At 52.8% G+C, this 26,262-nt stretch carries 27 protein-coding genes; 2 read left to right on the plus strand and 25 right to left on the minus strand.

All coding sequences use genetic code 11. From position 1 onward, the window contains the following. The first annotated feature begins 260 nt into the window (after positions 1 to 260). Both BM007_RS22220 and BM007_RS22225 read left to right on the plus strand, forming a co-directional pair. Positions 261 to 500 (plus strand): DinI family protein, encoded by a 240-nt coding sequence (locus BM007_RS22220; RefSeq protein WP_068795469.1) that lies wholly within the window; start codon positions 261 to 263, stop codon positions 498 to 500. A gap of 227 nt (positions 501 to 727) precedes the next feature. Next, entirely contained in the window at positions 728 to 1,408 is a 681-nt protein-coding gene (locus tag BM007_RS22225; protein ID WP_090421032.1) for an SOS response-associated peptidase, read from the plus strand. 32 nt (positions 1,409 to 1,440) lie between these two features. On the opposite strand, the gene BM007_RS23165 is transcribed toward BM007_RS22225, so the two are convergent. From BM007_RS23165 to BM007_RS22355, 25 genes are all read right to left on the minus strand, one after another. Next, positions 1,441 to 2,592: a YaaC family protein gene (locus BM007_RS23165; RefSeq protein WP_139210944.1), complete on the minus strand. Its 1,152-nt coding sequence runs from the start codon at positions 2,590 to 2,592 to the stop codon at positions 1,441 to 1,443. A 112-nt stretch (positions 2,593 to 2,704) separates the two neighbouring features. Then, the gene (locus BM007_RS22240; RefSeq protein WP_090421041.1) at positions 2,705 to 3,973 is read right to left on the minus strand and encodes a Y-family DNA polymerase; all 1,269 of its coding nucleotides are present in this window, start codon (positions 3,971 to 3,973) and stop codon (positions 2,705 to 2,707) included. A 2-nt stretch (positions 3,974 to 3,975) separates the two neighbouring features. Further along, positions 3,976 to 4,395, minus strand: a complete 420-nt coding sequence (locus BM007_RS22245) for a translesion error-prone DNA polymerase V autoproteolytic subunit (RefSeq protein WP_090421045.1) — start codon at positions 4,393 to 4,395, stop codon at positions 3,976 to 3,978. A 146-nt stretch (positions 4,396 to 4,541) separates the two neighbouring features. After that, a complete protein-coding gene (locus tag BM007_RS22250; protein ID WP_090421048.1) occupies positions 4,542 to 5,795 on the minus strand; it encodes a phage tail fiber protein in 1,254 nt (417 codons plus the stop codon). A gap of 47 nt (positions 5,796 to 5,842) precedes the next feature. Then, positions 5,843 to 6,796 (minus strand): DUF6453 family protein, encoded by a 954-nt coding sequence (locus BM007_RS22255; protein ID WP_302847493.1) that lies wholly within the window; start codon positions 6,794 to 6,796, stop codon positions 5,843 to 5,845. Further along, a complete protein-coding gene (locus BM007_RS22260) occupies positions 6,796 to 10,008 on the minus strand; it encodes a TipJ family phage tail tip protein (RefSeq protein ID WP_090421054.1) in 3,213 nt (1,070 codons plus the stop codon). The genes BM007_RS22255 and BM007_RS22260 overlap by 1 nt, the downstream gene beginning before the upstream one ends. A gap of 52 nt (positions 10,009 to 10,060) precedes the next feature. Continuing rightward, positions 10,061 to 10,651 carry a tail assembly protein gene (locus BM007_RS22265; protein ID WP_090421057.1) on the minus strand — a complete coding sequence of 197 codons (591 nt, stop codon included), beginning with the start codon at positions 10,649 to 10,651 and terminating at the stop codon, positions 10,061 to 10,063. Between the two features lie 58 nt (positions 10,652 to 10,709). Then, positions 10,710 to 11,120, minus strand: a complete 411-nt coding sequence (locus BM007_RS22270; RefSeq protein ID WP_200882527.1) for a hypothetical protein — start codon at positions 11,118 to 11,120, stop codon at positions 10,710 to 10,712. A 29-nt stretch (positions 11,121 to 11,149) separates the two neighbouring features. Further along, positions 11,150 to 11,860 (minus strand): C40 family peptidase, encoded by a 711-nt coding sequence (locus BM007_RS22275; RefSeq protein ID WP_090421064.1) that lies wholly within the window; start codon positions 11,858 to 11,860, stop codon positions 11,150 to 11,152. Position 11,861: 1 nt separating this feature from the next. Then, positions 11,862 to 12,617: a phage minor tail protein L gene (locus tag BM007_RS22280; RefSeq protein ID WP_090421067.1), complete on the minus strand. Its 756-nt coding sequence runs from the start codon at positions 12,615 to 12,617 to the stop codon at positions 11,862 to 11,864. After that, positions 12,614 to 12,961: a phage tail protein gene (locus tag BM007_RS22285; protein ID WP_090421130.1), complete on the minus strand. Its 348-nt coding sequence runs from the start codon at positions 12,959 to 12,961 to the stop codon at positions 12,614 to 12,616. The genes BM007_RS22280 and BM007_RS22285 overlap by 4 nt, the downstream gene beginning before the upstream one ends. Positions 12,962 to 12,964: 3 nt before the next feature. Continuing rightward, positions 12,965 to 16,108, minus strand: coding sequence for a phage tail tape measure protein (locus tag BM007_RS22290; protein WP_090421070.1), 3,144 nt, complete (start codon positions 16,106 to 16,108; stop codon positions 12,965 to 12,967). Continuing rightward, positions 16,092 to 16,364, minus strand: coding sequence for a phage tail assembly protein T (locus BM007_RS22295; RefSeq protein ID WP_010429901.1), 273 nt, complete (start codon positions 16,362 to 16,364; stop codon positions 16,092 to 16,094). The genes BM007_RS22290 and BM007_RS22295 overlap by 17 nt, the downstream gene beginning before the upstream one ends. Before the next feature lie 50 nt (positions 16,365 to 16,414). Then, positions 16,415 to 16,846, minus strand: coding sequence for a phage tail assembly chaperone G (locus BM007_RS22300; RefSeq protein WP_032638505.1), 432 nt, complete (start codon positions 16,844 to 16,846; stop codon positions 16,415 to 16,417). 10 nt (positions 16,847 to 16,856) lie between these two features. Further along, on the minus strand, positions 16,857 to 17,600 hold the full coding sequence (locus tag BM007_RS22305) for a phage tail protein (RefSeq protein WP_090421073.1): 744 nt from the start codon (positions 17,598 to 17,600) through the stop codon (positions 16,857 to 16,859). Positions 17,601 to 17,609: 9 nt separating this feature from the next. Further along, on the minus strand, positions 17,610 to 18,011 hold the full coding sequence (locus BM007_RS22310) for a phage minor tail U family protein (protein WP_001704117.1): 402 nt from the start codon (positions 18,009 to 18,011) through the stop codon (positions 17,610 to 17,612). Continuing rightward, the gene (locus BM007_RS22315) at positions 18,008 to 18,586 is read right to left on the minus strand and encodes a phage tail protein (protein WP_032623278.1); all 579 of its coding nucleotides are present in this window, start codon (positions 18,584 to 18,586) and stop codon (positions 18,008 to 18,010) included. Before BM007_RS22315 ends, BM007_RS22310 begins: the two co-directional genes overlap by 4 nt. A 9-nt stretch (positions 18,587 to 18,595) precedes the next feature. Further along, a complete protein-coding gene (locus BM007_RS22320; protein ID WP_254780663.1) occupies positions 18,596 to 18,838 on the minus strand; it encodes a DNA breaking-rejoining protein in 243 nt (80 codons plus the stop codon). A gap of 25 nt (positions 18,839 to 18,863) precedes the next feature. After that, complete coding sequence (locus BM007_RS22325) at positions 18,864 to 19,190, minus strand: DUF2190 family protein (protein WP_090421079.1); 327 nt, start codon at positions 19,188 to 19,190, stop codon at positions 18,864 to 18,866. 82 nt (positions 19,191 to 19,272) lie between these two features. Next, positions 19,273 to 21,288, minus strand: a complete 2,016-nt coding sequence (locus tag BM007_RS22330) for a ClpP-like prohead protease/major capsid protein fusion protein (protein ID WP_020690717.1) — start codon at positions 21,286 to 21,288, stop codon at positions 19,273 to 19,275. After that, a complete protein-coding gene (locus tag BM007_RS22335; RefSeq protein WP_010429887.1) occupies positions 21,233 to 22,732 on the minus strand; it encodes a phage portal protein in 1,500 nt (499 codons plus the stop codon). The genes BM007_RS22330 and BM007_RS22335 overlap by 56 nt, the downstream gene beginning before the upstream one ends. After that, positions 22,729 to 22,944, minus strand: a complete 216-nt coding sequence (locus BM007_RS22340) for a hypothetical protein (RefSeq protein WP_001704123.1) — start codon at positions 22,942 to 22,944, stop codon at positions 22,729 to 22,731. Before BM007_RS22340 ends, BM007_RS22335 begins: the two co-directional genes overlap by 4 nt. Further along, positions 22,941 to 25,043 carry a phage terminase large subunit family protein gene (locus tag BM007_RS22345; protein WP_090421082.1) on the minus strand — a complete coding sequence of 701 codons (2,103 nt, stop codon included), beginning with the start codon at positions 25,041 to 25,043 and terminating at the stop codon, positions 22,941 to 22,943. Before BM007_RS22345 ends, BM007_RS22340 begins: the two co-directional genes overlap by 4 nt. Beyond that, positions 25,043 to 25,531: a DUF1441 family protein gene (locus BM007_RS22350; protein WP_020884621.1), complete on the minus strand. Its 489-nt coding sequence runs from the start codon at positions 25,529 to 25,531 to the stop codon at positions 25,043 to 25,045. Before BM007_RS22350 ends, BM007_RS22345 begins: the two co-directional genes overlap by 1 nt. A 193-nt stretch (positions 25,532 to 25,724) precedes the next feature. Next, positions 25,725 to 26,222: a hypothetical protein gene (locus BM007_RS22355; RefSeq protein ID WP_139210946.1), complete on the minus strand. Its 498-nt coding sequence runs from the start codon at positions 26,220 to 26,222 to the stop codon at positions 25,725 to 25,727. Between the last annotated feature and the right edge of the window lie 40 nt (positions 26,223 to 26,262).

Raw genomic sequence — 26,262 nt, forward strand, 5'->3', positions numbered from 1 at the left:
GTCATGGGGTGTCGGGGGTCGGAGGTTCAAATCCTCTCGTGCCGACCAAAAACACATTGAAAACCAGCCTCTTATGGCTGGTTTTTTATTGGCAAATTTCTTGTGGGGAAACATTGGGGAATAACTGGGGAATAACTACCTGCAATTTATGTTCAGACAGACGAAAAAAGCACATCCTGGAAATCGTTTCACTCACCTTGACACTGTATATATTTACAGTAAAAATACAACCTCCTCTCATAGAAATTTAGGAGACTGTTATGTTCGTTGAGTTGGTTTACGATAAGCGAAATGTCCAAGGTTTGGATGGTGCCAGAGAAATTATTTTGGCTGAGCTGACGAAGAGAGTTCATCACATATTCCCTGATGCTGAAGTGAAGGTAAAACCTATGCAGGCTAACGGATTGAACAGTGATGCAAGCAAAAGTGATCGTGAAAAGTTGAACCGTATGCTGGAGGATATGTTTGAAGAGTCTGATATGTGGCTTACAAATGAATGAATTCCTTTACTGTCATCACAGTGAACCCGGCTCCCCTACCGGGTTTAGTTTTTTCTTTTATCATTGTTGAAACTTTACGTAGGTCCTTCCAGTTTCACAACGTATCGCTTTACGCCTCTCTTTCTGCTCAGCATAATCGCCACGAATCCGTTTGTAAGACTTAACCAGCGCGCTCTACTTTTTCTCCCTGCCCTATACTTTCAGTTTGCATCAGGCTGGAGGTTTCTATGTGTGGACGTTTCGCACAAGCACAAACCCGTGAAGAATATCTTGCCTATTTGGCTGAAGAAGCCGATCGCGACATCGCATACGACCCGGAGCCTATTGGCCGCTACAACGTCGCGCCAGGTACTAGAGTTCTGCTGCTGAGCGAACGCGACGAGCAGCTGCATCTTGATCCGGTCCTGTGGTCATATGCGCCCGGGTGGTGGGATAAAGCGCCACTGATAAATGCCCGAGTCGAGACAGCAGCTACAAGCCGCATGTTCAAACCTCTCTGGCAGCATGGTCGGGCGATTTGTTTCGCTGATGGCTGGTTTGAATGGAAGAAGGAAGGCGGCAAAAAACAGCCCTACTTCATCCACCGTGCCGACGGCCAGCCCATTTTCATGGCAGCGATCGGCAGCACACCGTTTGAGCGCGGCGATGAAGCAGAAGGTTTCCTGATAGTGACGTCTGCAGCTGACAAAGGTCTTGTCGACATTCACGACCGCAGGCCACTGGTTCTGTCACCTGAAGCGGCACGCGAATGGATGAGCCAGGATATAGGCGGGAAAGAAGCAGAAGAGATAGCGGCCGACGGTGCCGTACCAGCCGACAAGTTTATCTGGCACGCCGTGACGCGCGCCGTGGGTAATGTGAAGAATCAGGGACCGGAGCTGACCGAGGCTATCCGATTAAACTCATAGTATTAAACTACACCTTATTTTTCTTTTTTTAGCTATATGGGAGAATTCATGCTGTCAGGTGAAGTCACAATTAACTGCGTTTTTGTTAACCTTTCTACAGTGAGTTTGGGCAGAACGCTATCAAAAATAGCCAAGTAATCTTCCAAGAGAGAACTCATATAATCGAGTTTACCATGTTCTATTTCATACCAAGTATCTGGAAGATACCTTACGATAATGCTTAGGGCATAAAAAACAACCAAGTGCAAAACAAATGGATCTTGCGTTCCCCAGAAAGGTACTATAGCACTTGTTCCACAATATCCCGACTTGTGCGTTAAAACATGATCCCACCATAATTCACCCTCAGGGTGAAATACTTTTCCTACGAAATGGCCATCATCAAATCTAGTTAGATTATCCTCAGTTTCCTTTTCAATGTCATCAATCCCAAGGTTAAAAGCATTTAATTCTTCAGCAGTAACCTCGGCACCTTTCGGATAAATTGCCGCATATGTAAACCCAGGAAATTCTGGTGCCACTCTTGATAATCCTTTCGGTGACAATCCTCTTGATCTTAATAACATGTTTCTACTTGCATGCCCAATCTGGAATGAAAGTGGACTTTTACCCAGTGTTTCTTTTATTTGAAGGGTTAATTCAGGAATTCGTCTTAATAAATCAGTCAATGTATAGGTGCATGACGATTTTAACTCTTCATCATCCCGTGGGCGTCGCTCGGATGAATATTTTTTAATGTCAATGCCAATACTTTTTGCATAAGAATAAAAATGTCCACTCCTAACACACCCAATAAATATATTATCAGGGAAGGTTGCATTATCAACAGTCTTCGTAAATAGTCCATGCCCTGATTCGGTATGCTTTTGGACAGTTTTCAAATCATCCTTAGGGTTTCCTGATGAAATTTGCTCAGCCAAACTTAGCTGCAATAAAGCATAATATCTGGAGAGGATTTTTGAATTCAACCCCCCATTTTGGGTTTCCCAATATCCGATTGCACTTCTTATTGCAGATGACATTCCAACCGATTTATTAATATATTCATCTTCTTGTAGCGAGGGATGATTGTTTTGGATTATTTTTTTACAAAGTTGCGAGCTTGTGAGTCGTTTCAATCGCAACCAGATGGCACCGTTAACGTCCGTTGCCACGAAGCGCTCTATTTTTTTTTGTGAAGACATAAATGATCCTTAGCGTATCTGATGATCCAATACCAGCACATCATAAAATAGCATAACATAATCTTATTCAACGTCCGTCTCTAATACAAAGCGGACCGAGGCATCAGGAAAATCATCGAACCCTTAGCAAGTCTGAATATCTTGTCGTATACCGCGGCGACAGCATTTCGCGTTTCATCTGCCAATGCTGCTGTATTCCCTGCCCGGCAAAGTAAAGGGTTCCTTTACCGTCTTTAGCGTTCAGGTGATCGAGAACCTCCATCAACCTTTCGCTACCCGCTCGCGGCGCATTCTCGTCAAACAAGTTAAGCTGAGCCACACCCTGGCTGAAGAAATCGCCGAGCATAATGCCGGCTTTCTGGTACCGGTGTCCATCCTGCCAGATTTTGTCCAGGCACTTTACCGCGGCGTTGATAATGTCTCGGCTATCCTGCGTTGGAGTGAGCAACTTCATTGAGGCGCTATTACCATAATATGGTTCGTTAAGCGCAAAGGGAGAGGTCTTCACGAACGCTGAGATAAAGCGGCAATACTGGTGCTCACCGCGGAGCTTTTCAGCTCCGCGGGCGGCATAAGAGCAAATAGCCTGGCGCATCTGCTCATAGTCGGTAACGCGTTCGCCGAATGACCGGCTGCAGACGATTTCCTGCTTTGCAGGCGCAAATTCCTCCAGATCGAGACAGGGCTCGCCGCGCAGTTCCCGGACGGTTCGCTCAAGTACAACATTGAAGTGTTTGCGGATAATCCAGGTGCTTTGCTCGGAAAGGTCCAGCGCCGTTTTGATGCCCATGGCATTTAGCTTCTTACTGATTCTGCGACCAACACCCCAAACATCCTCTACAGGCACGATCGCCAACAGCCTACGCTGCCGATCGATATTTGACAGGTCAACTACCCCGCCCGTCTGCCGCTGCCATTTCTTTGCAGCGTGATTGGCGAGTTTAGCAAGTGTTTTTGTCTGGGCAATGCCAACGCCAACGGTAAGGTGCGTACGCTTCAGAACCGTAGCGCGGATCTCCTTGCCAAACTCGGTCAGGTCCCGGCAGTTGCGAACGCCAGTAAGGTCGCAGAAAGCCTCGTCAATGCTGTAAATTTCGACGCGGGGGCTCATTTCCTCAAGCGTCGTCATTACCCGGTTGGACATGTCAGCATAAAGCTCGTAATTGCTGCTGAAGCAAACCACGCCAGCGCGCCGGAACAACTCCTTTTGCTTAAAGAACGGCTCTCCCATAGTAATTCCAGCGGCCTTGGCCTCGGCGCTGCGCGCGATTACGCAGCCATCATTATTCGAGAGAACGACAACCGGGCGCCCTCTCAGATCTGGCCTGAACACCGTCTCGCATGATGCGTAGAACGAATTCACATCACAGAGCGCAAACATGTTCAGCTCGCAGATTTAACTATGAAAGTTACGACACCGAACACGTCAAGCGTTTCTTCGCTGCCTACAACAATCGGACTGTAGGCGCTATTCATTGGGATGAGTTGGACTGTCGGGCGTAGCTGCAGGCGTTTAACAGTAAATTCCCCTTCCACCGCGGCAATGACAATGTCACCGTGCTCAGCTGTGCGCGAGCTGTCCACCACCAGCAGATCACCATCGCTGATCCCGGCTTCGATCATTGAATCACCTGCGGCTTTGACGAAATAGGTGGAGCTCGGATGAGCGACAAGTAACTCATTGAGATCGATACGCTGTTCAACGTAATCAGCTGCGGGGCTTGGGAAACCGCACTGAACTAAGTCACTGAAAAGCGGGAGAGCGATAATTTCTCGCAGTTCTGTTGGCCTGATGAATTCCATAATACACACCCTAAATACTGTTTTTATATACAGTAGTTTTATTTCTAAGTGTCCGCAAGATACAGGCCCTACCGTCACTGCTTAAAGCTTCGCCGTTTCGTTTCTAAGTTTCTCACGCGCTTCGAATTATGCCGTTTGTAAATTTTTCAACTTAAGTCGGGAGTTGTCTCAGCAACTTTATTTTTTTGGTTGAATAAACAACCAGTCGGCATTTCTACCCGAACGCAGACGAACTGATCAGCAGGGATATCGACAGGATCTCCATCGTTTATACCGTCCTGTTCGTTCCTGGCGAATGCTGGTGCATCAGAGTGTGTACGATGATAGGTTTTGACCAACACAGAACCATCGGCATTAACCTCATAATCCAGCCAAATCAGCGGTTGTTTATTCCGGTCTGTGGGAATCTCAAACCCTCCGTCGATCCCCCCCCAGGCAGCGTCTGAATTGAGTGCTTCACAACCTTCAATCAGATATTGGCCGACATCCAGACGAGTGACAGTAACCCCTGCTGATTCGTCGTTAGTTTCATAATCGCCATCTTTAAAGATCTTCACTACTGGAGAAGCTCGCTTAAGAAAACCGTTCGCATCGACCGTTGTATTATGTGAGTGCCACAGCTCCATCACCGTAATATTTCCAGTAGGTATTGTGGAACTGTAAGATGCCTTTGCAATGAACGCCCTGTTTGACTGCCCATACCCTATACCCAATTCTCCCCACTCAGATGATGTCGGACCCGGCAATACCTGAATTACACAACTTTCAGGAAACAATGCCCCAGCTACTCCCGGCTCATATATCCCATCCCAGATTTTTTGAACTGGGTTTGCTGATGATCCTCGCCCGGAATGGACGGTTGCAATGTCTCCAGGATTTAAACCAACATTTTTCAGAGCTGCACTTCCCAAACCGAGGTTTGTGCGTGCACCTGATTCGGTTGTCGATCCGGTACCGCCCTGATTAACAGGTACGGCTCCGCCGTTCTTAGTCGCCATATTGTCAGACAGGTATTTCCATGACGGGCCGGTGAAGGTAGTGCCGTCTGGCAGCTTCACTGTGATGTTTCCAGCGGCACTGTAAACCTGCTGCCAGTTCTGTTTGTCGTAATTCAGTCCACGCAGTGCTTCAGCACTTTGCGCCACCAGCGCAGCAGTTACCATGTTCAGCGCCACGCGCGGGACCGCTGACCAGGCCGCACCGGATTGCGTTGGCCCGGTAAAGTTGATGACCAGTGTCAGCTGGGTATTGCTCTCGACTGATTTCACCGGCAGCGTAAAAGGAACACCCCCCACAGTAGAGACAATGAAGTCCCCTGCGGTGAGTTCTGTTGCGAATGAGGTTCCGGAACCGCCAACAATGGCGGACCCGTTTGTCAGGGTAATGGTTCCTGCCGACATAATGGACTCCTGAATTCAGATAATAAAAAACCCGCCGGAGCGGGTTGTCAGTAAATTGCATCAATAACGGGGATGGATAGACTTGTCAGCCTTCGTCCTACGACGCTGTATTTCGATGTCCACGAAGCAGCATTTCTTCCCCTCCCGGCACGCACCAGATTGCCGCTGCGGATCAGGCCCGCCCATTTCAAATAGTCCCAGCCGGTGTAAACCTCGCTGTTATAGCCATAGCGGCCAAGCAAAATCATGCCCTCGCCAATATCGGTATTTGACCATGATGGTATATAGGTCTGGTTCCGGTACACAAATGGCCTGCGCGTGGTGGAGAATACACAGACACCACCCTTAATGATATTTAGCCCCCTCCCAGGCGTCGGGCTTACGCCACTGGCAAAAATTGCGATTTGCATGGTGACCGTAGCATCCTGATCGAGGCCGGAGTGGTCTTTTGTTGCAATAATATTCGAGCCGTCGAATTCGATGGTGACGTTATCAGCACTCCATTTGGCGAACACCATATAACGATCGCGGGAGATGTTTGTCGTTGGGGTAGACCAGCTTCCGGTGAAGGTGACGGTACCGCGCCAGACGCAGTATCCCGACATCGTGGCATCAGTGATTGAGAGGAAATCCGTGCTGTCCTTAATCAGCAACCCCCTACCTGAAGAGGTCGGTAGAATTTGCCAGATTGATGAGGCAAAAGTACGAGAGCTCCCAAGGCCATCACTCCGCCAGTTGTTCATGGTCATGGTATTGCCGTTTACGGTAAAACCATCCAGCATGACAATGGTTGGAATCAGATTGGTGCCAACCCAAAATCTGTCGACAGTATTGCGCGGAATAAGGACGATCTGACTTCCATCAACTCGCTGGTTAATTGTGAACTGGTTCCCCGAACCGGCATCGCTAACATTCTGGCAAAATGAAGGGCAGCGGAGCCCGGCTGTTATTTCCATTGCCGGTCCTCCGTCGTTATAAGGTATTCGTAATCCTCTTGGCATTATGGCCACTCCCCAAGAATCATCATATCACCACCGCCGAGGTCGACTTTTACTCCCTTCCCGTCAATGGTGACGCCGTTACCGTTACCGGTGAACGCGAAGTTGCCGCTGGTAGCGTAAAGCGCCCCATGAAGCTCACAATTCCCGCCCTTATCAATATTCCACCCGGCACCACCAGGACCAGCTACATAGTTTGATGAGCGTATGTAATTACCTATCTTCGCGTTAGTAATGCTGCCATCCTGAATAAACGCTGAGCTGATAAATACCTGGCCATTGATTACAGCGAATGGAGAGTACTGGGTGTCACCACTGCCGCTCATCAGCACAAACTGATTAGCGTTAAAACCAACCCTAGTTACTACCGGTTTTCCTGCCTCAGCCAGGACGGCAATCGACATCCCGGCGTTGTACATCACGCCATTAATCCTGACACCCGTTTTCAGCGTATAAATGGCTGATGCGCCGGTGGCGTCCACGACTGCCGTCAGCTTGTCTTCAAGAGCTGCCGTCACATCGTTAAACTGCGCCTGCACCTGAGTGGACATCTCCGCCATTGCCTGGCTCACGTCAGCAATGGTCGTTTTAACAACCAGAATATCGGCACGCACTTCCCCGTATTGTGCCCACTGGTGCTCGACTGTTCCGTGGTTCGCCAGAGCGTTATGAAGAATTCCCTCAATGTTGGTATCGATGTCACCAGTGAGGCGCTCCCCATCAGCAGAGGTAAGGAAATCGTCTGCAATATCACCCAGATAATCATCGGCGTTATCGTTAGACATCCCCCTGATCCAGTCGGTATACCCGGACTCGTTACCCGTTCTGTCTACCAGTTGCGCGCGGTACCAGAATTCCTGCCCTGCTTTAAGGCCGAGCTGGGTGTATTCCGCAGATGGATAAGGCACATCTGAGAGCAAGAGTGGGTCTGAAAAGTCACTGTTGGCAGTGTACTGAATTTCCGTTTTTAGCGTATCGCCAGTGTTTGCCGGGAAGCCCCAGTTAAGACGAATGCCCCAGTTAATACCCGTGGCCGTGAATCCTACTGGCTTAGGTGGGTTTCCTACTTTGCCCGTCAGTGTCTTCTCTTCCGAATATCCCCATCCTGAGGAAATTTCAGCGGCATTAATAGCACGCACGCGCACCAGATAGCGTCCGGCGTAAATCCCCGGGACGTCGAATGACGTGGTGGAGCTGCGCGGCACGTTAACCCAGTTCCCGTCATTGCGGCGCCATTGCGCTTCATAGGCGATAGCGTTCTGCGCCTGGTCCCAGCTCACGCGCATGGTCTCAACGCTGATATTTTGCTGCACCACGGAAAACGAGCTGATCACGATGTTCGAAGGCGGCGACTGGTTACCCGGCGGGATCACACTCACCGGCCGCTGGTCAATGATGGCTCCGGTATCAATACGGTCATATTTATCCGGGTCGTGCCATGCGGCGGTAATCGAGAAAGTGCCATTATCGTTATCAGAAACGCTGACAACACGATACTGCTGCGCGTAAAGCTCGTCAGATTCAACCACCCAAACAGCTTCGGTCTGTGGGGTCTCACTGTATGCAGTAGTGACTGTGACTGATTGGCCGTTCACAGCCTGAATGGTCCTGCTCTGTGACGCTCCTGAGGGAAGGTTGAGAATCAGGCGATCACCAGCTTCTGCATCAGCAACGCGGTCAAGTTTGATAACGCGACCGTTTACGGCACTGATGCGGCCGCCCATAACCCTTCCGGACAGCAGCTCGTCTGCCACGGCAATGATGTACCCCGGCTGTGGTATGTTTCCGTCCAGACCGACATCAAACGAAACAACACGATCCTTGTTGTTGGTGAGAATGCCCCAGCGCCCCTTTCGGTTCGCCTCTGACTGTCTGGTGCAGCCGATGGCGGTCATTTCCAGTTGGTTAAAACCGTACCGCGCAACCAGCGCCTGCTCAAATACGGGCTCCATAGCATCGGCGTAGGCGTTGCCCGGATCGGACCATGACACCAGCGCCGTGGTATAGCGGGTTTTCGTGGTACTGCTCGAATAGGTAAAACGCCCTTCAATAACGTTAGCGCGCGTATAGCTGTAATCTACATCGCGCGGCATGTCTGCCAGGGCCACAATCTGATCCCCACCCCAGTAGGTCATGCCACGGAAGATGGCAGCAAAATCGCGGAGGACTGTGTAAGCATCATTCCGATCCTGAATGTACACGTTGCAGGTATAACGCGGTTCGGTACCGTTACCCCCTTTGCCGTCAGGTACCATCTGATCGCAATACTGGGCAACCTGATAAAGCGTCCATTTATCGATGTTAGCAGCTGTTAAGCGGTGGCCGAGGCCGAACCGGTCAGAAACAACCAGATCGTAAAAAATCCACGCGGGATTGTCCGTCCATGCCCATTTAAACACACCGGTCCATGTGCCGCTGTAGGTACGGGTTTCTGGGTCGTAAGTATCTGGCACGCGGATTACGCGGCCGCGGGGCTCGCAGGAGATCTGAGGGATAGAGCCGTTAAACTGGCTGGAGTCGAATTCGATGTAGAGCAGCGCTGTGTTTGGATAACGTAACTTGGCGTCAATCACCTCAGTGAAGCTCTGCAGGGTCATCGTATCGCCGATCTTCGCGCTGTTGGCATCGGCGGTAATTTTACGCAGTCGAATTGTCCAGGTGCTGCCAGCCTGCGGTAAATCAATTCGGTGGCTGCGCTCATAACCTGATGTCGTTTTCCCGGTCACGCTGGTATTGAGTACCGTCTGCCATGTTCCGCCGTCCGTCTGCAGGTCGATCGCGTAGTTAATCGAATAGCCGACCAGATCCCCGTCGTCCTCCTGCTTGAAAAGTGAGGGCCATTTCAGACGCAGACGAACCGCTGATAGCTGCGTATTGGTGAACGTGCGTGTCCATGCTGTAGCGCTTGATACTTCTGTACCCACGCTGATTTCATTTTCTGTACCGGGAATGCCCTGAATGTAATTTTGCGCCTGCGACCCCGCACGAAACGCCCACGTCACACCGCTGAAGTTTTGGGAGCCGTCGGCGTTCTCAAGCGCCGTTCCGTCCAGGTAGATATCTTTGCCGGTTAGCTGCCCTGCAAATTCCCCTTCCCCAAGCGCAACGAGGATTTTAGCCTTCGCTACAGATTGAAGATCATCTGGCTGTTCAGTAGGGGTTCGGGAACTGGAACTGCCGCCCTTGCGGCCCTTTAACACTTTTTCTGTAGCCATATTGCGCCCATAAAAAAGCCACCCGAAGGTGGCCTGAAAAAAGGTTTGTTATCTACTGCTGATCTTCGACATAAATTCCGGCTGAAATAATCGCTCCGCCGATTCGCCGGCGACCATAAAGCAGCGGTACCGGGTAGCCCTGAGCAGCGGTGTTTGTCACTCCACCGAACGCGTATGAGGCGCGGTTGTCTGCGCTTTGTTTGCTGGCTAATCCGGTTGGTTGAGGTGATAGCATTTGGACAACACCACCAAGGATCAAAGCGCCACCAGCTTGATAGAAAAATGGTGATGCTCCAGCAAATGGTGTGAAATTCAATACCACCCCTACTGCTACTAATACCGCACCTAAAATAGTTTGTAATACACCTGCTTTTTTACTTCCAATCGGCACTGGTACTATTCTTATAACCTCACCCTTAACAGGAAAACCTAATTCATCAATGCCTATATTTTTCTTCCCACGAAAAACCGCATAAGAAAGTCCTCTTTGCTTACTCGTATTCATGAATTTTTCGAAACCATTAATCGTTGCAGATAAGGCTTTGCAGGCTTCTTGGGTTGTGCTTATCGAGCGATAATGTGTTTTACCAAAAGTCTTTCCTAGAACGCCGCCAAGTTCAATGCGTGTCATTACATCTGACATGAATCACCCCGATAAAAAAAACCACCCGAAGGTGGCCTTTTAATATTAAAAATAGACTCTAGTTTATCGACATCGGGAGTATGTCCACATTCCCACTTTGGTCGATAAATATCCTTAAAGCTCGTGGAGCATTTTCTTTTATTGAAAACTCCCGTTCTTTTTTAGGTGCGCCATTACATAGGCCTTTCCCGGCAAACCCTGCTCCAACCAATACATCGCCAGGGTTTAAGAAAGCAGTAACTTTTTCCCCAGTATCAAGTTCAGCCAAATACTTACCATTGATATAGGTTGTAATAGCGCACCCACCAGCAACGAAACCTTTATCGCGAATGATAGTCACGGCAGTTGTGTTTGTTTTCTGTTGAAATTCTTTTGGTGCTGACACTTCTTTTGCATACTGCGGGAGAACTGGCTCTGTCGAACAACCAGCCATAATTAACAATGAAAATGCCAATAATGTTTTTTTCATATCCCTAACCCCTATGGTTTTGCAAAAGGTTAGCACAGAGATTTGTAACGTAAAATCTTCATCGTCCGTTCCTGCCAGTAACCACCATACGGCACGCGCTGGCTAAGATGTCCGTACAGATGATGCAGTAGCATATTGCCCTCAAGCAGGATCCCCGCGTGATTCCATTTATCGGCCTGGACCTGCATGATAACCATATCGCCAGGCCTCGGTGGTCCGTCGAATTCCCGGAAGCCGCACTCGTACCAGCAATCCTGATAGAAGTTGTCCGGATAGCCCTTTTCCCACCAGGGATAGTCAACCCGATAGTCGTGGAGCTCGATACCGTGGGTTTGCCGGAAATAGCTCATGACCAGCCCCCAGCAGTCATAGTGTCCGAGCACAAACGGACGCTCCAGCAGTGGCAGTTCTCCACGCGGCTGAATGGTGCGTAAATCCCCCTCCGGCCAGCTCACGATGTGCCAGGGTAAAAGCGTTGCATCGCATTGCGCTTTATCCAGTTCGCTTGGTTGCGTCGTGGCATCAGGGTGACTGTGAGCAATGGCGATCACAGTTCCCCAGTCTTCAGCTGCTGCGTAATCTTCCGGACAAAGGACAAAATTGTCCTCTGGCGCCTCGGCAAGATTACGGCATGGGAAATAACGTTCAACGCGGCTTTTCTGCGCCACGACGCCACAGCACTCACGAGGATATTCAGCTGCAGCATGCGCAATAATGGCATCAATGGTTTTCTGATGCATATCAGCTCCTGATCAAAGACGTCCCCGGGAAGCCACCAAACGAGAGTTCGTTATTTTCGCCGAACCGAAGTTTGCAGGCCGTCAGAGTGCCGCTGCATTCATCCAGGGACGGATCGCTGACCGGGTTATTGTTTTTGTCGAAATAGTTGGTCCCGGCATAGTCGCAGCCGTCGCCGGTGCGATACTTATTCCGGATGCACCAGGTACAGAGCGAATGCAGCTGTCGCGTCGGAATCATCAGTCCCTGCAGGTCCATCGGACTTGAAAGTGTGAACTCCACGGACTCGTTCGTCTCTGCGGTTTTGGCATCGATGTAAAATACTTTCACCTTTTCCTGCGTAGGGTCTGCCGCTGGGTTCCCGTCTGGAAAATTTCGGGCATCAAGGTAGCAGGCCAACGTATCATGGATAGTGACCTTCGCCTGCAGCAGATCATCATAGGCAAGACAGAGCGCAGTGATAGAGCTGTCGAGGTTAGCAACAGATAATTTAGGCTGCGCGCTGCTCCCACTGGTGGAAACCTCAATCCCCTCAATCTGGCAGGGCCACGCTTTGTATTCCTGCCCCTGCCACCAGATGGATTTCGCTGGCAGTTTACTTTCATCCCCACCAGCAGCATCAATCTCTTCTGGTGTATGCGCGATATTATGCGCATGGAAGAAAAGCACATCTGACATGCCGAAGGCCGTACCATCGACAGAAAAAAGCCGGACTTCATTGCCCGGCTCGAGTTTTTGATAATCAGCATTAAGGCTCATGGTGCAAATGCCTGTTCAAACGTTGCGGTTACGGTTTCCACTTTTTTATTCAGGGTGACTCGCTGAAGGCTGTCAGCCTCAACACGCCAGAGGGCTAGATCACCACCAGGTGGAGTGAATGTGAAAGACTTGGTTTTATGCCTCCGCAGGAATGAATGAATCTCCCTGGCTGTTACCGGATCGCCAGTAAAAGAAAAGGCATAATTTAGAACCTCATCGTTCAGGCCAGAACCACATACCTGCTTGTACCCATCACCGAACTGCGCCGTTCTGACTGTATCTTTGCTGCTCAGAGTGGGCTGGCTTGCTGCCTGAATCTTCCATGCAAAATGCTCTATGGCCATCATTTACCTCTGTTTATTGGCATTCCAGATGATTCCCCCAGGCCTTATTTCGCGCGCGATGCCTTCGCGGACCGAACGATCAACCACTTTCTGATAAGCCTGAGCAAGTGCACCATCACCACTCTGTTGCTGCTTCGTATCGTTAGACTGCGCTGTAGTCACTGAAACGGGTGCGTAAACGTTAATCCCACCGATACCAGAAGCTGCTGCGCTCCCCCCGCCGACCAGACCACCGGATGCATACCCGCGCATCAGCCGATAAAGATTGGCCACGCCGATGCGGCTGGTTGACTCTTTGGTGAAGACGAACTCCCCGCGGTGAACGATACCGGCTGGCTCGTACTTGCCGCCATGCCCGGTAAAGCCGCCTGCGTCAAAGCCCGTAGGGCGGAAAGACGGAACCGAAAATGACTGACCTGCAGATGCTGTATTGGTACCACCATTCACCCAGCCCATCGCGCTCTGGATGGTGTAGGCCACCAGCAGCTGGTTGATAACGGAGACAATCATTTTGAGGATCGACGTCGTGAAGTCCCTGAAGCTCGCCTTCCCGGTTGTTGTCAGGCTGGTAAGCTGGCCCGCCAGCCCGCTGAACGTTGCCTGCGAAATCTGCTGTACCGAGCTGAAGACGTTTGTCGCTGAGTCCTGATATTCAGCCCAGCCTTGTTTAGCACCGGCCAGCCAGTTTGCGCGCAGGGCATCTTCAGCCTCGAACGTCGCCCTTTGCTCTTCCAGAACCTTTTGCTGTGCCTGAGGACTGTAGGAATAGCTTTCGCTGAGGCGTTGCAGCGTAGTTTGTCGCCCGGCTTCCCGGCTGGATACCCCCTCAGACTGAGCCTGCAGGCCCGCCCTGGCGGCTTTTTGCTGCTGCTCAAACTTCACGGCCTGATCGGCCAGCTGGTTGAGCTTTTGCTGGCTGGCAACCTTATCGCCCAGGTCGGCCAGCTGCCGCTTGTACTCAAGCGTTTCTTCCTTGTGCGCCAGCAGGGATTTTTCCTGTACCGTAAGCTGTCGACGCCCCGCGGCCTCCTGCAGAACGGTGAACTGATTTTCAGTCTGCCAGAGATCCTGACGCTGTTTGCTTATGACGTCGTTCACGCTGGTATGCTGCTCGAGCGTTTTAAGCTGGGCCTGAAGGGTGAGAAGTTCGGCCTGCGCCTTTTCCTCGGCTTTATCCCCGGCGGGCGTTGAGTAGCTTTTGCCTTTCGGCGTTTTTGGATCCTTCCACTGCTTTTCAATCCCGGCGCGGGCCGCGGCAATGTCCTTTTCAGTCCACAGCGTGGCGACACCGTCTTTCGCATCCTGGCGGTTTTTCTCAATAAGCTGACTCAGCTTTTTCTCTGCTGAAGCCCGCTTTTCTGCCGCCGTCGCGCCGGACTCCACCAGCTGATTAAACTGCTGCTGGCTGCGGATTGCCTGAGCCTGCTGGTCCGTCCGCATTTTTTCCCGCGCGGCTGCCAGCCCTTCCTGGGCATATTGCTGATCGGCAAGATCGTAAGCCTGCTTTTTCAGCTCCACCTGCTGGCGCGCGTTTCTCAGCCTTTCCGCATCCGCTTTCTGCAGAACGTTGTTACCGGCATAATCCGGATCGACTTTAAGATTGCTGGACAGCGCGCGGTACTCTTTCTCTGCTGCCTGCCATTCAGCAAAAGAGTCCTGGCGCTTCATCGCGGAGTCAGGATTACGCCCTATGCCAAGCATCGCATCCCATGCGCCGGAGGCGGCATTCTTCACCCAGTTCCAGGCTTTTTCGAGGGAGCCAAGATTATCCTCGACCGCCCCGGCGCGCTGAATGACCGCGTCGGAATATGCCCGCATGGCCAACTCGGCAGCTTTCTGCGAATCCCCCAGCGCCTGAGCAGAAGCTATCTGTTCATACTGGGTAGCCGTCAGAAAGTGAAGGGAATCGTTGAGCGTAGCGACTGCGTTAACCGGATCATCCTTCAGGCGTTTAAATTGATTTATGGTTTCGTCGACGGCCTGTCCGGTAGCCTGCTGCAGCCTGGCGGCAACATTGCTGACCATGCTGACGTCATTACCGCTGAACGCGCCGCTGCCAACGACCTGCGCCAGCACGCCTGCAGCGGCATGCTGCGTGATGCCATTACCTGCCAGCGAGCGCGCCAGCGCCTGCAGCTGCCCTGATGTTTTCCCCGCGTAGTTCCCGGTCAGGATCAGCTGCCTGTTAAATTCCTCAGACTCTTTGCTGCCGTCATACCAGGCCTTACCCAGCCCGAATACCGCCGCGGCAATCCCACCAACCAGGCCGGCGATCCCCAGGCCGCGCAGCGACAGCAGCTGGTCTATCCATCCTGCCCGGTTCGCCAGCGTGATCCCGGAGCCGCGCAGCGCACCGAAGTTACCGCGCATGACCTCGCCGATAAGTACCCCCAGCTCCTGCCGGGCAGCAGCACTTTGCAGCCCCAGACCAAGCGTGGCCACTTTGGCAACTTCAAGCTTGCGGATATAGACCTCAGCCGCATCGCTGGCACCGACCTGCGCCGCCTTCATGCGCAGCAGCTCGGTACCGGAGAGCTTTTGCTCTGCAACCTGTTGCTTCAGCTGGCTGAGGAATCGCGTGCGCGCTGCGGCCGATTTTTCCTCCACGATCTGCAGTTCTTTTTGCCGGGCCGTGGTGCGGGAAATAAGGGCGAGATAATCCTGCTGGGTTATGTTGCCCTGTGCCCTGGCTGCGCGAAAGCGCGCCTGCACGTTCGCAAGCGACTGTGTCTCACCGTTGAGCTGGCGAACGCCGTCAATCTGGCGGAAAAATGATGCCGCCAGTTCATCCTGTCGACGGGCAAGCGCTGCGGCCTGCCCGTAATTCTCACGCATGCGCTGATTAAGCTCGGTAACGCGGCGGTGAGTTTCATCAACGGACTTTGAAACGTTCTGCCAGTCTTTGGTCAGCCCTTCCGTTGCGGCCGACTGGCGGGATTTCATATCTGCGGCAGCCGCCGCGCCAGCGTCGCCCACGGTTTTAAACGCAGCCGCCTGCCGCTCGGAAGCGCGCTGCATTCGCGTCTGGACTTTTTCAGAGTCCTCAGCCATCCCGGTGAGCTGGCCCTTTATGCGGGCAACCTGCTCACTAAACGTGGCGCTGTCGACGTCAAGGTTGATGACCAGATCGCTAATCTGCTGGGCCATATCGGATACCTCCTGTTATCCCCTCAGCTGCGGCCATCAGCGCATCATCATCCGGCTCGTCATCGCTGATGACGATACCGGAAGGAGAAAGCAGGCTGAAATGTGCGGGGGTAAGTTCCGGGTCGCGGAAGAAAAGAGTGGAGATGGAATAAAGCAGCTCTGAGAAATGCGCATCGAGCTGCGCGTCCTGAAAATAATGCTCCCGGTAGAACTGGTGCCAGTCGCCCAGCTCACTGGAAGTCATTCCAGCCAGCATGGCGCGCCAGTCGGGTCGCCCGAACTCGCGCGCCAGATTCAGGACAAACTTCAGCTCGCTGGCAAGGGCTTTTCCGCCGTAACGGGTTCAGCGCTTTCGGCCTCCGCTGAGGCATCCGGATCGGCAACGTTGTCATCCTCAACCGGAACGAGCATGCCGGAGAGCAGCTTTATTTCCATTTCTGCTTTACCGATCGCCTCCGGCGGCCAGCCGCTAAGCACCTGCTGATAAAGCGTTTCCACATCCGTGCCAGCCGGATCGTTATGCCACAAAGACATCGCGATCAAACGCGCACCGCAGCGAATATTTGAGCCTATCAGCCTGGCGGTCATTTCCTGATCGCTGATGCCGTCGCTGTCAGCGCTGACGGCCTTTTCCTCTGCGGCCATAAACGTGATGTACTCAATACGCTGCAGCGCCGACAGCTCGAAGATGGTCAGGGATTCTGTTTGCCAGGTGAACTTCTCTTTTTTCAGAAACATGCGTCCTTCCTTACGCTGCAGTTACGGTGACTTTGCAGACCGCAACGAAATTACCGTCGCTGGTCAAAACAATAACGTCAGCGGTGCCTGCCGCTACGCCGGTGACGGTGATCGCGTTGCCGCTAACGGTGACCGTTGCTTTTGCCCCGTCGGAGGTTGCCACGCGGAACGAGGTATCTGAGGCACTGGCAGGGTTAACCGCCACATTGAGCGTTGTGGTTGCGCCGACGGCCACGCTTGCCGTGGCTTTATCGAGCGTAACGCCGGTCACGGGGATATTCGGGGTCCCGCTTTCTTCTGCCAGTTCCGGCTTGCCGGTATTGGTGATTTTCGCTGTACGGGTAATGACCTCTTTTGCCGGAATGGCTTTACCCAGGCTGCTGCACCAGCCGCGGAAAACGTCGACGGTACCGTTCGGGTATTTGATTTTGTAATAGCGTACTGAGCCATCAATAAACCATGCGACAAGGTCTTTTTGCCCTTCTTCGCCCGGCTTCCAGGCGAGGGTGAACGAGGTATCGCCAGCAGATTTTGCCCCCTGGGCCGTCGCGTTCCAGTCGGCATCCTCGTCGTCGAGGTAAGTGTCGTCATACGATTCGGCGGTCATTTCGCCCGGCGTCAGCTCTTTAATTTTCGCCAGGCGGTTCCAGTCGATATCCGAGAGTGGGTTAGCGAAAGCGTTGCCCGTTCCGGTGTAAAGCCAGAGGGTGGTACCGGCACCTTTCACGGGAGCCAGCGGGTTTGGAGTAGGCATAAGTACCTCTTAAATTGAATAGGTGATTAAGTACGTGAAATCGACTGAACCCCAGGTGGCCATTTCATCATCCCGCTGATAGTCATAACCCTGCGGGGTGAACGTCTCGACCAGTTCGGTCAGACCCGGGATGAAGGCCATTGCCGGATACACTTTCTCTTCCATCCAGGAATCAAGCGCGCTGTCGGGGCTGGAGGCTTTAAGAAATACCTCGATGTGAACAACCGCCTGCCACGAATCTTCGTCAAGCGAATCGCCGGTGTACTCCGCGTCAGAAAGGTATACAGCCACGGCAGGGAGATCCTGCTCTTCAAGAAAAACAGGGCGCCCGTCAAACCAGGTGACCGTGTCGGTGATCTCGGCTTTCAGTTTTGCCAGAATGGCTGCACGAATTGCGCTGTGTCTGTTCATCGCTTCAGGTGGATCCTCAGTTGATTTTTCAGGGCTGCGGAAAGTTCTTTGGGCATATCGCTTTCAATAAGGCGCTTTGAAATAGCGGTGAAGGCCACGGTGAGCGGTGTCTCAAGAGGAACTTTGACCACATCAATCGGATAACGAGCCTGACCTACGCGCCGCATGACCTGCCAGCGCCCGTTCGAGAGCTGTTGGATAAAAGCGTTACGAAAGGTATAGGGCCCGATTTTAAGGACGCTGCCCGCTCCGTTTCTGGCCCCTTTTTTACGCGAGAGCCGGACGCGCGCCGTGCCGAGCTTTATCGCAGGAAGATTACCGCGGTTGATTTTTATCGACGCGACCGGGCGATCGTGACGGGCCTTGCGCAGACGGGAACGCTGGCGGACCAGACGAACCGGAAGCCCCTTTTTCCGGTTATCATCAACTGTTGCTTCTTTCGCTACAGCTTTGCTCCCCTGGCTTATCGTTCTGCTGGCCACCCGGTTTAGTGCTTTTGCGGTTGCCTCAGGAACGATTAACCGGCTGAGGCTGTTCAGGTTCTGAATAGCCCTTTCCAGTCCTTTCACAGACATAGCGCCTCCTCATTCGAGATGGATGCGGGGTTTTCCGTTGAACATGTCATAGCGGGTAACTGTCAGGTTCTTACCGTCGTAGTCGACGCTGTCGTTTCGGCGTGGCTGGTAAAGCTCAGAGAAAACCACCAGCGAAGTAACTGTTCCCGACAATGGCCCCATTTCCTCGAGCTGCTCGGCGGGAACAACGTCATAGCTGCTGCCATTTATGATCGCTGTCTTTCCCATCTTTTTTATGGTGGCCGCGTCCATGCGCGCCGCCATCCGGTCAAAGGGGTTAGGCATTGATCTTAACTTCAACAACGGTGATGCTTGCCCCTGCATCTTCCCAGGCGATGCCCGCGGCAACGGCGTCCGTTTCTTCGATTGTGATTTTGCCGTCCTTGATATACACCTGCGCCCCGGCAGTAACCGCATCTGCGGAAACTTTTGGCAGGAGGAATACACCCTCAGTAAAACCGTCCCCGGTATCGCCAGCCGGAATATCGGTAATTGCCACCGCGATCAGTTTTCCAACAACAACCGGGTCGCCGCTGTGAACATCGGTTGCACCACCGTTTACCAGAGGGATCGTTTTCCCGTCCTGCGCATAGTTCTTAGCCATAATTTCTCCGTTCAGCCCCTTGCGGGGCTGGTTTCAGGTATAAAAAAAGCCCTTACGGGCGTCTGTTTGTCAGGACTGTTTTTTACTGACCAGTGGATTTGGTCATGCCGCGATAGTCCAGCGGTGCAACACCGGCATCAATACGCACTTTCGTGGCGATACCATCAGTGGTGAAGCCTTCCTGCTGATCGATGTACGGCGTGTCGACGCCATTGAGATAAGCGACCTCAATAGTGTCGGTGCCCTTCGCGGCAGCCAGATACCAGGCTTTCGCATCAGCTTCATCCAGGCGTGGTTCGGCAATGACTTCTGCAAAGTTCTGGATAGGGTTAACGATCCCGGCATTGATGTCTGCACCTTTTACACTGGCCGACTTGATGGTCTGATTTGCCAGAGTTTCCAGGGCGACGGGCACCAGCATGTAGGCCGGACGGATATTCAGGGTTCGCTCCCCCTCCTTCTGCAGACGCATCAGCTTGCGCGACTCGTCCAGGCTGGCCACAGAAATTGCGCCCGCGCTCAGGTTCTTGTGATCGGCATGGAACAGCGCCTTTCCGTCTGAGAGTTTCGGGTTTTTAGTCAAAATGGCGTAAACCAGATCGCCAATCGTTGCTTTCGCTGCGCGCCCCATCTTCATCGGTACGTCGGTAAGCTGGTTCAGATCGTCGTTGATGATCGCCTGGCGGGTTACTGAGAAGATTTCACCATACGTGGCAAGCGCGATGGTTTCGCCTTTATCACTGGTAGTGATGTACTTGTACTCAGCCCCTTCGCGAACTTTTCGCAGCGAAGGGAAACCACCCATACCGACACGATGCGCCGTTTTGAAGTCCGACAGCTGGCCTTTTTTGGTCCACTGCTCGAAGGTTTCCTGCGCCTCGTCCCAGCCCTGAATCAGCGCTTTGTTCGCAACATCAAGCAGAATGTTGCCAAAGTCAGAGGTGCTGTGGGTCAGCGCCAGGCCAACCATCTGCATCGGATTGTAGCTGGCCACGCCGATACCTTTTTCAGTCAGGGCCATACGCGCATACTCGCGCAGCGTCATACCGTTATAAACGTTATCCCGCTCCTGACCTTCGAACCCCGCACGCGCCATCAGTGCCTGGCGAATACCATCCGCGACGAAGTTACCATTGCCCGCATGAATATGCGGCTGGGTGGTTTTATTGGACGGCGTGGCCGTTTTACCGAGTTCTGCCAGCAGCAAATCTTTCGCCTTATCGACGGAACAATCAGGGTCGGCTACACACTGGTTCTGCAGTTCCATGTGCTTATTGCCGAACATGGCAAAGAGATCGCCGATAGCGTTAACACGAGCTTTCTGCTCAGCCAACACCTGCGCGCGGATCGCATTTTCATCCGGTGCCGGGTCTGTTTTTGCCTGCGGTGCCTGAGGCTGGGTAATAACCGGGTCACGCTGGGTAGTGTTGCGCGGCGGGGTGATCATGTTGCGAATGCTTTTTGGCATTTTTTCAAATTCCTCAATACGTTTTGAATGAATACAGGCCATAGCCTGAAGGGATGGTGTCACCTGGTCGGCAAAACCCAGTTCAAGGCACTCGCTGCCGTTCATCCAGGTTTCGTCCTCCAGCATTGCCGCAATTTCTTCGGTGGATTTTCCGGTTTTCTGCGCATAAGCCGGGATAAGAACGGATTCAACCTTGTCGAGAAGATCCGCATAGTCGCGCATATCGCTCGCGTCACCACCAGCAAACCCCCAGGGCTTATGGATCATCATCATCGTGTTTTCAGGCATGATGACCGGATTGCCTACCATCGCAATCACCGAGGCCATGGAGGCCGCCAGACCGTCGATATGCACGGTAATCGCCGCGCCGTGATGCTTCAGCGCGTTATAAATAGCAATACCGTCGAAGACATCACCACCGGGCGAGTTGATATAAAGGTTGATGTGGGTGACGTCCCCAAGTGCCCGGAGATCATTGACGAACTGTTTCGCCGTTACGCCCCAGTACCCGATTTCGTCATAAATAAAAATGTCGGCCTCGCTGTTATTGCTGGCCTGCATGCGGAACCACGAATTACTTTTTGCGCTGGCTTTCGGACGGTGGCGCGCCCGGTTCTTTGGCTTCGGCACTGGTGCCTCCTTTATCATTGGCGGGGTCGGTGTCAAACACCAGGCCCTGTTCACGGTTCTCGTCAACCTCCGCTTTACGGCGTGACTTAACATCATCCGGGTTGCGACCGCTGGCACGTATCCAGTCGGATTCAGTAGCAGCACCGCCGCGGATCTGCGTTTTCCAGGCATTCGCTTCTTTAACGGGATCAATCCACGGCATAACGGGCCCCGAATAAACCGCGTTATAAAGCGAGTCCATATCGATGCCTCTCGGCAACTTGATTTCTCCGGCAGCAATAGCCATCTTCAGCCAGGCCCGGTACATGGGCCGGGTCACTGAACCGATGAACCAGTCCTGAAGAATCAGATATCCGTCGGTTGACTCGACAAGCTCCTGCCGCTGGGCACTGTACGTTCCGTTGTAGTTTCTGGATGTGCTGGAAAAGCTGAGGCGACTGCCGGCGGACACTGCGCGTAGCTGTCCGTTACGAAACGACTCGAGGTTAGGATTCGGGCGATCGGATTTAATCATCCCGATTTCTTCCCCGGCCTGCAGCTCGTCATAGAGCATACCGGGCTGAATCATCAGCTCGCGGTCATCGCTGCTGGAATCAGACTCGAAGCTCTGTCCGTCGCCTTTTTTGATATACATGCCGAGTGCGGCAGCAATTCTGGCAGCGGTAAGCTCCGAGTCCTCGTACTCTTTCAGCGCGCTCAGACGCATCAGAACACCTGACAAAAGAGACGTTCCGCGGGTCTGGTGCAGGCGTCGTGTGAATTTGAGATGAAGCATGTTTTCTGCATCAATCTCTTTGGTATCGAACTGACGCCCGGATACTGGCAGGCTTTTATAGACCTGATATTTTTTCGGGCGCCCCCAGTTATCGACAAAAACGCCCTGATTGAGCTGGGTGGCGGCATCGCTGTTCATCGGCACGAAGTCCGGCTCCAGCGCTTCCAGCCAGAACGGCACGCCAGCAACCGGCTGAAGACCATTTCCGGTACCGCGAACCAGCTGAGCAAATACCTCACCGTCCCGGAGCCACGTTCGCAGCATCAGCCGCTCCAGCATGGGGCGGGTAAACTGGGTTGTAACATCGGGTCTTACGGACCATTCACCCCACTTTCTGCGGATATCAGTGGCCAGCTTTTTAGCTATCTTCCCGTTAGTCAGCATCGGATGCGGTTCAACTATGATGCCCTTCGCACCCACCACCCTTTCTTCCAGCTTGTCGAAAACGCCAATCACCAGATCGTGGTTGTTGTCCAGCCAGCGCGCCTGCTGCCTCAGTGAAACCGCCCCCATCTGGCTGAGCTGATCGGCTGAACGATTTTCCTTCTGGGCTTTGTGGGTACGCGTTTGCTTTACCGCCTCATACGCCTTAATAACTGCGCGGGCACGCAGGCGTGAGGCTTTCCAGCCTGGTGAAAACAGGCCAATCGCATCATCTAAAAAACTCATCCAAACCTCGCCAGCCTGTAGCCGGGTCGCCCGCGGCGTTTGTTATTGAGCGTTGCCAGTCGTCGCTCCCATTCCTGACGGCCTTTTCTGATTTCCGACAGGTTTTCGAGCGTCATCTGCTGTCCGTTGAAAGTGATTGATTTCCCCTCCAGAACAGACAGCTCGGCTGCAGCGTAGCGGTCGATCATGTTTTGAATATCTGCTGGATTCACACCCAACCTCCTGACGAAGACCACGGATTAGCCTGCTCGGTTACGGGCTTCTCACGTTTTGGTTTTGATTTAGATTTCGGCGCAGGCGGCGGGGATGGCATTTCGCCAGTTTCCGTCTGCGTGTCCTCGATCCACGTTTCCCGCCGTGCCCACTCAGGAGCTGACGGCCATTTGATTTTTTCGTAACCACTAAGGATGGCGAGCGCGTCGGCATAAACGAGCAGGTCAAATGCTTCGTTTGCGCCCCGGCCGGGCTTGCTCCATTTCCCTTCATTCGAGCGTTCCTCATACGTCAGTTCGTCATAGAACCAGCTGCCCAGCCAGGCGGGGAAATGCACATAGCCAGGGCCGGGTGAATCACGCCACAGCGCATTGTTCACCCGGTCTTTAAGGGCATCGGTCTGGAGAAGATAAAGAGGCACATCACCCGTCGCCTGTGCGCGGCGCGTTGATCTGCCCGTGTTGTCGGGAAACGTTCGCTGGATAAGTTTGCTGCGCCTGACGCTGTCCCCCTTGAAGAGATAGATACGCTTACCCAGCCCTTCACGACGACATCTGCGCCAGAATTTGTAGGCATTATCCGTCACGCCATCTTCCCCCCCTGAGTCCACGGCCATCGACATCAGCCGCATGCCCTTTGACGGGTCAGCTGCGAGTGGCCACGTTTTATCAAAGACGTCGGTGAGTAAAAGATCCCAGTCCTCCGGGTAGCTCGCCGGATCCACCTGTAAGCTTTCCCCGTTGCCGTCGCAGCGCAGCGAATGCCGGATGTTGTAACGGTCAACTATCCAGCGCTCACCCATACTTCCATAACCCGTAATCTGCACAACAAAGCGCCGGTTGCGCCCGGCCTGCACGTCCACGGTCGCAGTGAGAAACTGCACGCCGTCCGGTACCGAGCGTTTTGGGACTTCTTCGGCACGCTGTTCAAGCAATTCACTTTTACGCTGCTCCATGCTGGCCCGCGGCAAATAGGGCCTGCCGAAATCGGTGTTGATCACCGTCTTCAGGGTTTCTTCGCTGCGCGTGGATTCATATTCCTGCTCGGCGGTCAGGAACTTATAAATAAGCTGCGACCAGGTCTGGTAAGCAGCTGCCGGACCTTCCATCCAGAAGGAGGCAATACGGGAACGACGGCCGTCACCGCTAACCAGGCCTTTACTGTCGATGGTTTGTCCGTCCCGGAGCCAGACACATTTCATGTTCAGCGCACGCTTCATGTCCGGCGTGATCCTCCCTTTGCAGGCAGGGCATTGAAGAAACGCCGCTTCGCTGGCAAGCACAGGATCGCTGCTGTCGCGGTATCCGGTCATATTGTCCATTTCCGGCTGGAAATATTCGCCGCAATGCGGGCATGGCCAGTAAAGACGACGGCGGTCACCACGGTTATAGAGCGATAAAATTCCGGTGGTCGGAGGGGCTTCATGGGGCGTGGAGCGCCGCCATTTTGTGTCTCTGATATCTCTCCCGGGCGAGCTCTCAACCAGCGTCATCCCGGAGGACATGAATGTCGTGGTACGTTTTGATGCCAGTGAAAAAGCATCCCCCTCCCCGTCGATATCTTCCGGAAAGCGGTCATAATCCGTCAGCGCCACACTCTTATAGTCCGAGGACGACATGATATTGACGGATGGCCAGCCCAGCTTCAGATAGTTACCGGCGCGGAATGTACGGTCGTAGACGTTGTTATCGTTACGTCTTGGGCTTAGCCGGGTTTTAACTTCAGGGCTACAGCGAAAAGTGCGGTCGAGGCGTTTTTTGGAATGCTCGCGCGCTTTTTCCTCAGATACCTGAATCACAAGCATATCTGCCGGATCGCAGACAATGTTATAAACAATCCAGCCGTCAATCAGCCCGATGGTTTTACCCGTTCGTGCCGGGCCCACAAACACCACCGCATCGTATTCACGCGATGCCAGGCAGTTCATCGGCTCAATCACATAGGGTGCCAGATCCGGATCCCACGGAACTGAGTTTCCCGCCCCCATCGGCACGCGCATATAAGTACTGACCGCATCGGCCACCGGCATACGACGCGGGGCTCGTAAAATACCGGAAACATCGCGGCGGATGTCCCTGGCGGATGCCCGCTTTGCCATCAGTCCTCCTCAGGCTCTTCCTCCTCTTTTTCAGCGTCCTGCACCCTCTCCGCCATCTGGTCGCGCAGATCATCGATAACGCTTTGCACACGAACTACCGCAGCAGGCGTTAAAGCACAGTCGCGCTCGAGCACATCCGGGAGGGTTTCAAGTACCATGACGACAGCTTTCGCCATCAATGAGAATTCTCGCGCCACTTCATCTGCGGGTATTAACTGCCCCGTATCCTGTTCGAACTTCAGCCTCTCGTTCTCTGCTTTCCAGTGGGACAGCCTGTCAGAGGGGGGCATATCATCGATGTTGGCCGAAACGGTAGGGATCATCAGTTCGGTCAGAATGTCGGTCACCAGATAGAGCTTTAACTTGCTGTTGCTGCCTGGAGCAGGTTCAACATTTTTCAGTCTCGCGGCAACCGTCTGACGGTGTACGCCGGTTATCCCTGCCAGCTGGTTGATATTGAGTTTTAAAGTGGCAATTTCCTGGTCCATGATGGTGAACACTTTTTGAACGATTCGACATCTTGAGAAAATGGCCTCTAATTAAATCAAAGACCTGCGCATATGATGATGATGACCCTGGATCCGAAAAACTAGCCGTTTCCCGCGAGCGCGCCGCCCCGTGGTAGGCTACCCTGCCGGGAGGACCCATAAAAAAACCCTGACTAGCAGGGCTTGTGACAACTTATTTTTTTTCATCCTTCAAACCGATACCCAATAAAGGTTCGTGCTGTCGAATCTTTAATACCTCTTGTTCAGCCTCACCCTTTGTTATTTGCCCAGCAGTATATTTTTGCTGAACATCAGCAATTTGCTTGTAAACCACAGCGGCTCTTCCTCTAGTGACAGCAGAGTGCATTTTTATTGTGGAAAGATAAAACTCATTCAGAGCATCGTATGTCCTTTGAACTCCAAGAAACTCACGTTCATCTAGCTCGTCACTGTTTCTTTCAGGTGCTCGTATCAAAGAAACGTGATAGTTATAAGCCGTGACTCGTAATTCCCTCAGCTCAAGCGCTTCTTCGTGTTTTCTCCAGCCTTTGATCGCCCATAAGGCCACAAACGCTGCAAAAGCTGTCGCTATGGCAGAGGCCCATGTTCCCCACATTGACAAATACGCCCATTCAGCTGCTTTCTGCGCTGCTTCAAGAGACGATAAAGCCATTACTTTTTCATCCATCATGACCTCGTTTATTACGGCGTTTCGAATGATTATATTTTAT

The organism is Enterobacter sp. NFIX59 (assembly GCF_900113755.1).
Taxonomy (GTDB): Bacteria; Pseudomonadota; Gammaproteobacteria; order Enterobacterales; family Enterobacteriaceae; genus Enterobacter; species Enterobacter pseudoroggenkampii.

Bases quoted from the DNA above. Each gene is read 5' to 3' on its own strand.
- BM007_RS22220 (WP_068795469.1), top strand. From the start codon at position 261: ATGTTCGTTGAGTTGGTTTACGATAAGCGAAATGTCCAAGGTTTGGAT.
- BM007_RS22225 (WP_090421032.1), top strand. From the start codon at position 728: ATGTGTGGACGTTTCGCACAAGCACAAACCCGTGAAGAATATCTTGCC.
- BM007_RS23165 (WP_139210944.1), bottom strand. From the start codon at position 2,592: ATGTCTTCACAAAAAAAAATAGAGCGCTTCGTGGCAACGGACGTTAAC.
- BM007_RS22240 (WP_090421041.1), bottom strand. From the start codon at position 3,973: ATGTTTGCGCTCTGTGATGTGAATTCGTTCTACGCATCATGCGAGACG.
- BM007_RS22245 (WP_090421045.1), bottom strand. From the start codon at position 4,395: ATGGAATTCATCAGGCCAACAGAACTGCGAGAAATTATCGCTCTCCCG.
- BM007_RS22250 (WP_090421048.1), bottom strand. From the start codon at position 5,795: ATGTCGGCAGGAACCATTACCCTGACAAACGGGTCCGCCATTGTTGGC.
- BM007_RS22255 (WP_302847493.1), bottom strand. From the start codon at position 6,796: ATGCCAAGAGGATTACGAATACCTTATAACGACGGAGGACCGGCAATG.
- BM007_RS22260 (WP_090421054.1), bottom strand. From the start codon at position 10,008: ATGGCTACAGAAAAAGTGTTAAAGGGCCGCAAGGGCGGCAGTTCCAGT.
- BM007_RS22265 (WP_090421057.1), bottom strand. From the start codon at position 10,651: ATGTCAGATGTAATGACACGCATTGAACTTGGCGGCGTTCTAGGAAAG.
- BM007_RS22270 (WP_200882527.1), bottom strand. From the start codon at position 11,120: ATGAAAAAAACATTATTGGCATTTTCATTGTTAATTATGGCTGGTTGT.
- BM007_RS22275 (WP_090421064.1), bottom strand. From the start codon at position 11,860: ATGCATCAGAAAACCATTGATGCCATTATTGCGCATGCTGCAGCTGAA.
- BM007_RS22280 (WP_090421067.1), bottom strand. From the start codon at position 12,617: ATGAGCCTTAATGCTGATTATCAAAAACTCGAGCCGGGCAATGAAGTC.
- BM007_RS22285 (WP_090421130.1), bottom strand. From the start codon at position 12,961: ATGGCCATAGAGCATTTTGCATGGAAGATTCAGGCAGCAAGCCAGCCC.
- BM007_RS22290 (WP_090421070.1), bottom strand. From the start codon at position 16,108: ATGGCCCAGCAGATTAGCGATCTGGTCATCAACCTTGACGTCGACAGC.
- BM007_RS22295 (WP_010429901.1), bottom strand. From the start codon at position 16,364: ATGCTGGCTGGAATGACTTCCAGTGAGCTGGGCGACTGGCACCAGTTC.
- BM007_RS22300 (WP_032638505.1), bottom strand. From the start codon at position 16,846: ATGTTTCTGAAAAAAGAGAAGTTCACCTGGCAAACAGAATCCCTGACC.
- BM007_RS22305 (WP_090421073.1), bottom strand. From the start codon at position 17,600: ATGCCTACTCCAAACCCGCTGGCTCCCGTGAAAGGTGCCGGTACCACC.
- BM007_RS22310 (WP_001704117.1), bottom strand. From the start codon at position 18,011: ATGAACAGACACAGCGCAATTCGTGCAGCCATTCTGGCAAAACTGAAA.
- BM007_RS22315 (WP_032623278.1), bottom strand. From the start codon at position 18,586: ATGTCTGTGAAAGGACTGGAAAGGGCTATTCAGAACCTGAACAGCCTC.
- BM007_RS22320 (WP_254780663.1), bottom strand. From the start codon at position 18,838: ATGGACGCGGCCACCATAAAAAAGATGGGAAAGACAGCGATCATAAAT.
- BM007_RS22325 (WP_090421079.1), bottom strand. From the start codon at position 19,190: ATGGCTAAGAACTATGCGCAGGACGGGAAAACGATCCCTCTGGTAAAC.
- BM007_RS22335 (WP_010429887.1), bottom strand. From the start codon at position 22,732: ATGAGTTTTTTAGATGATGCGATTGGCCTGTTTTCACCAGGCTGGAAA.
- BM007_RS22345 (WP_090421082.1), bottom strand. From the start codon at position 25,043: ATGGCAAAGCGGGCATCCGCCAGGGACATCCGCCGCGATGTTTCCGGT.
- BM007_RS22350 (WP_020884621.1), bottom strand. From the start codon at position 25,531: ATGGACCAGGAAATTGCCACTTTAAAACTCAATATCAACCAGCTGGCA.
- BM007_RS22355 (WP_139210946.1), bottom strand. From the start codon at position 26,222: ATGATGGATGAAAAAGTAATGGCTTTATCGTCTCTTGAAGCAGCGCAG.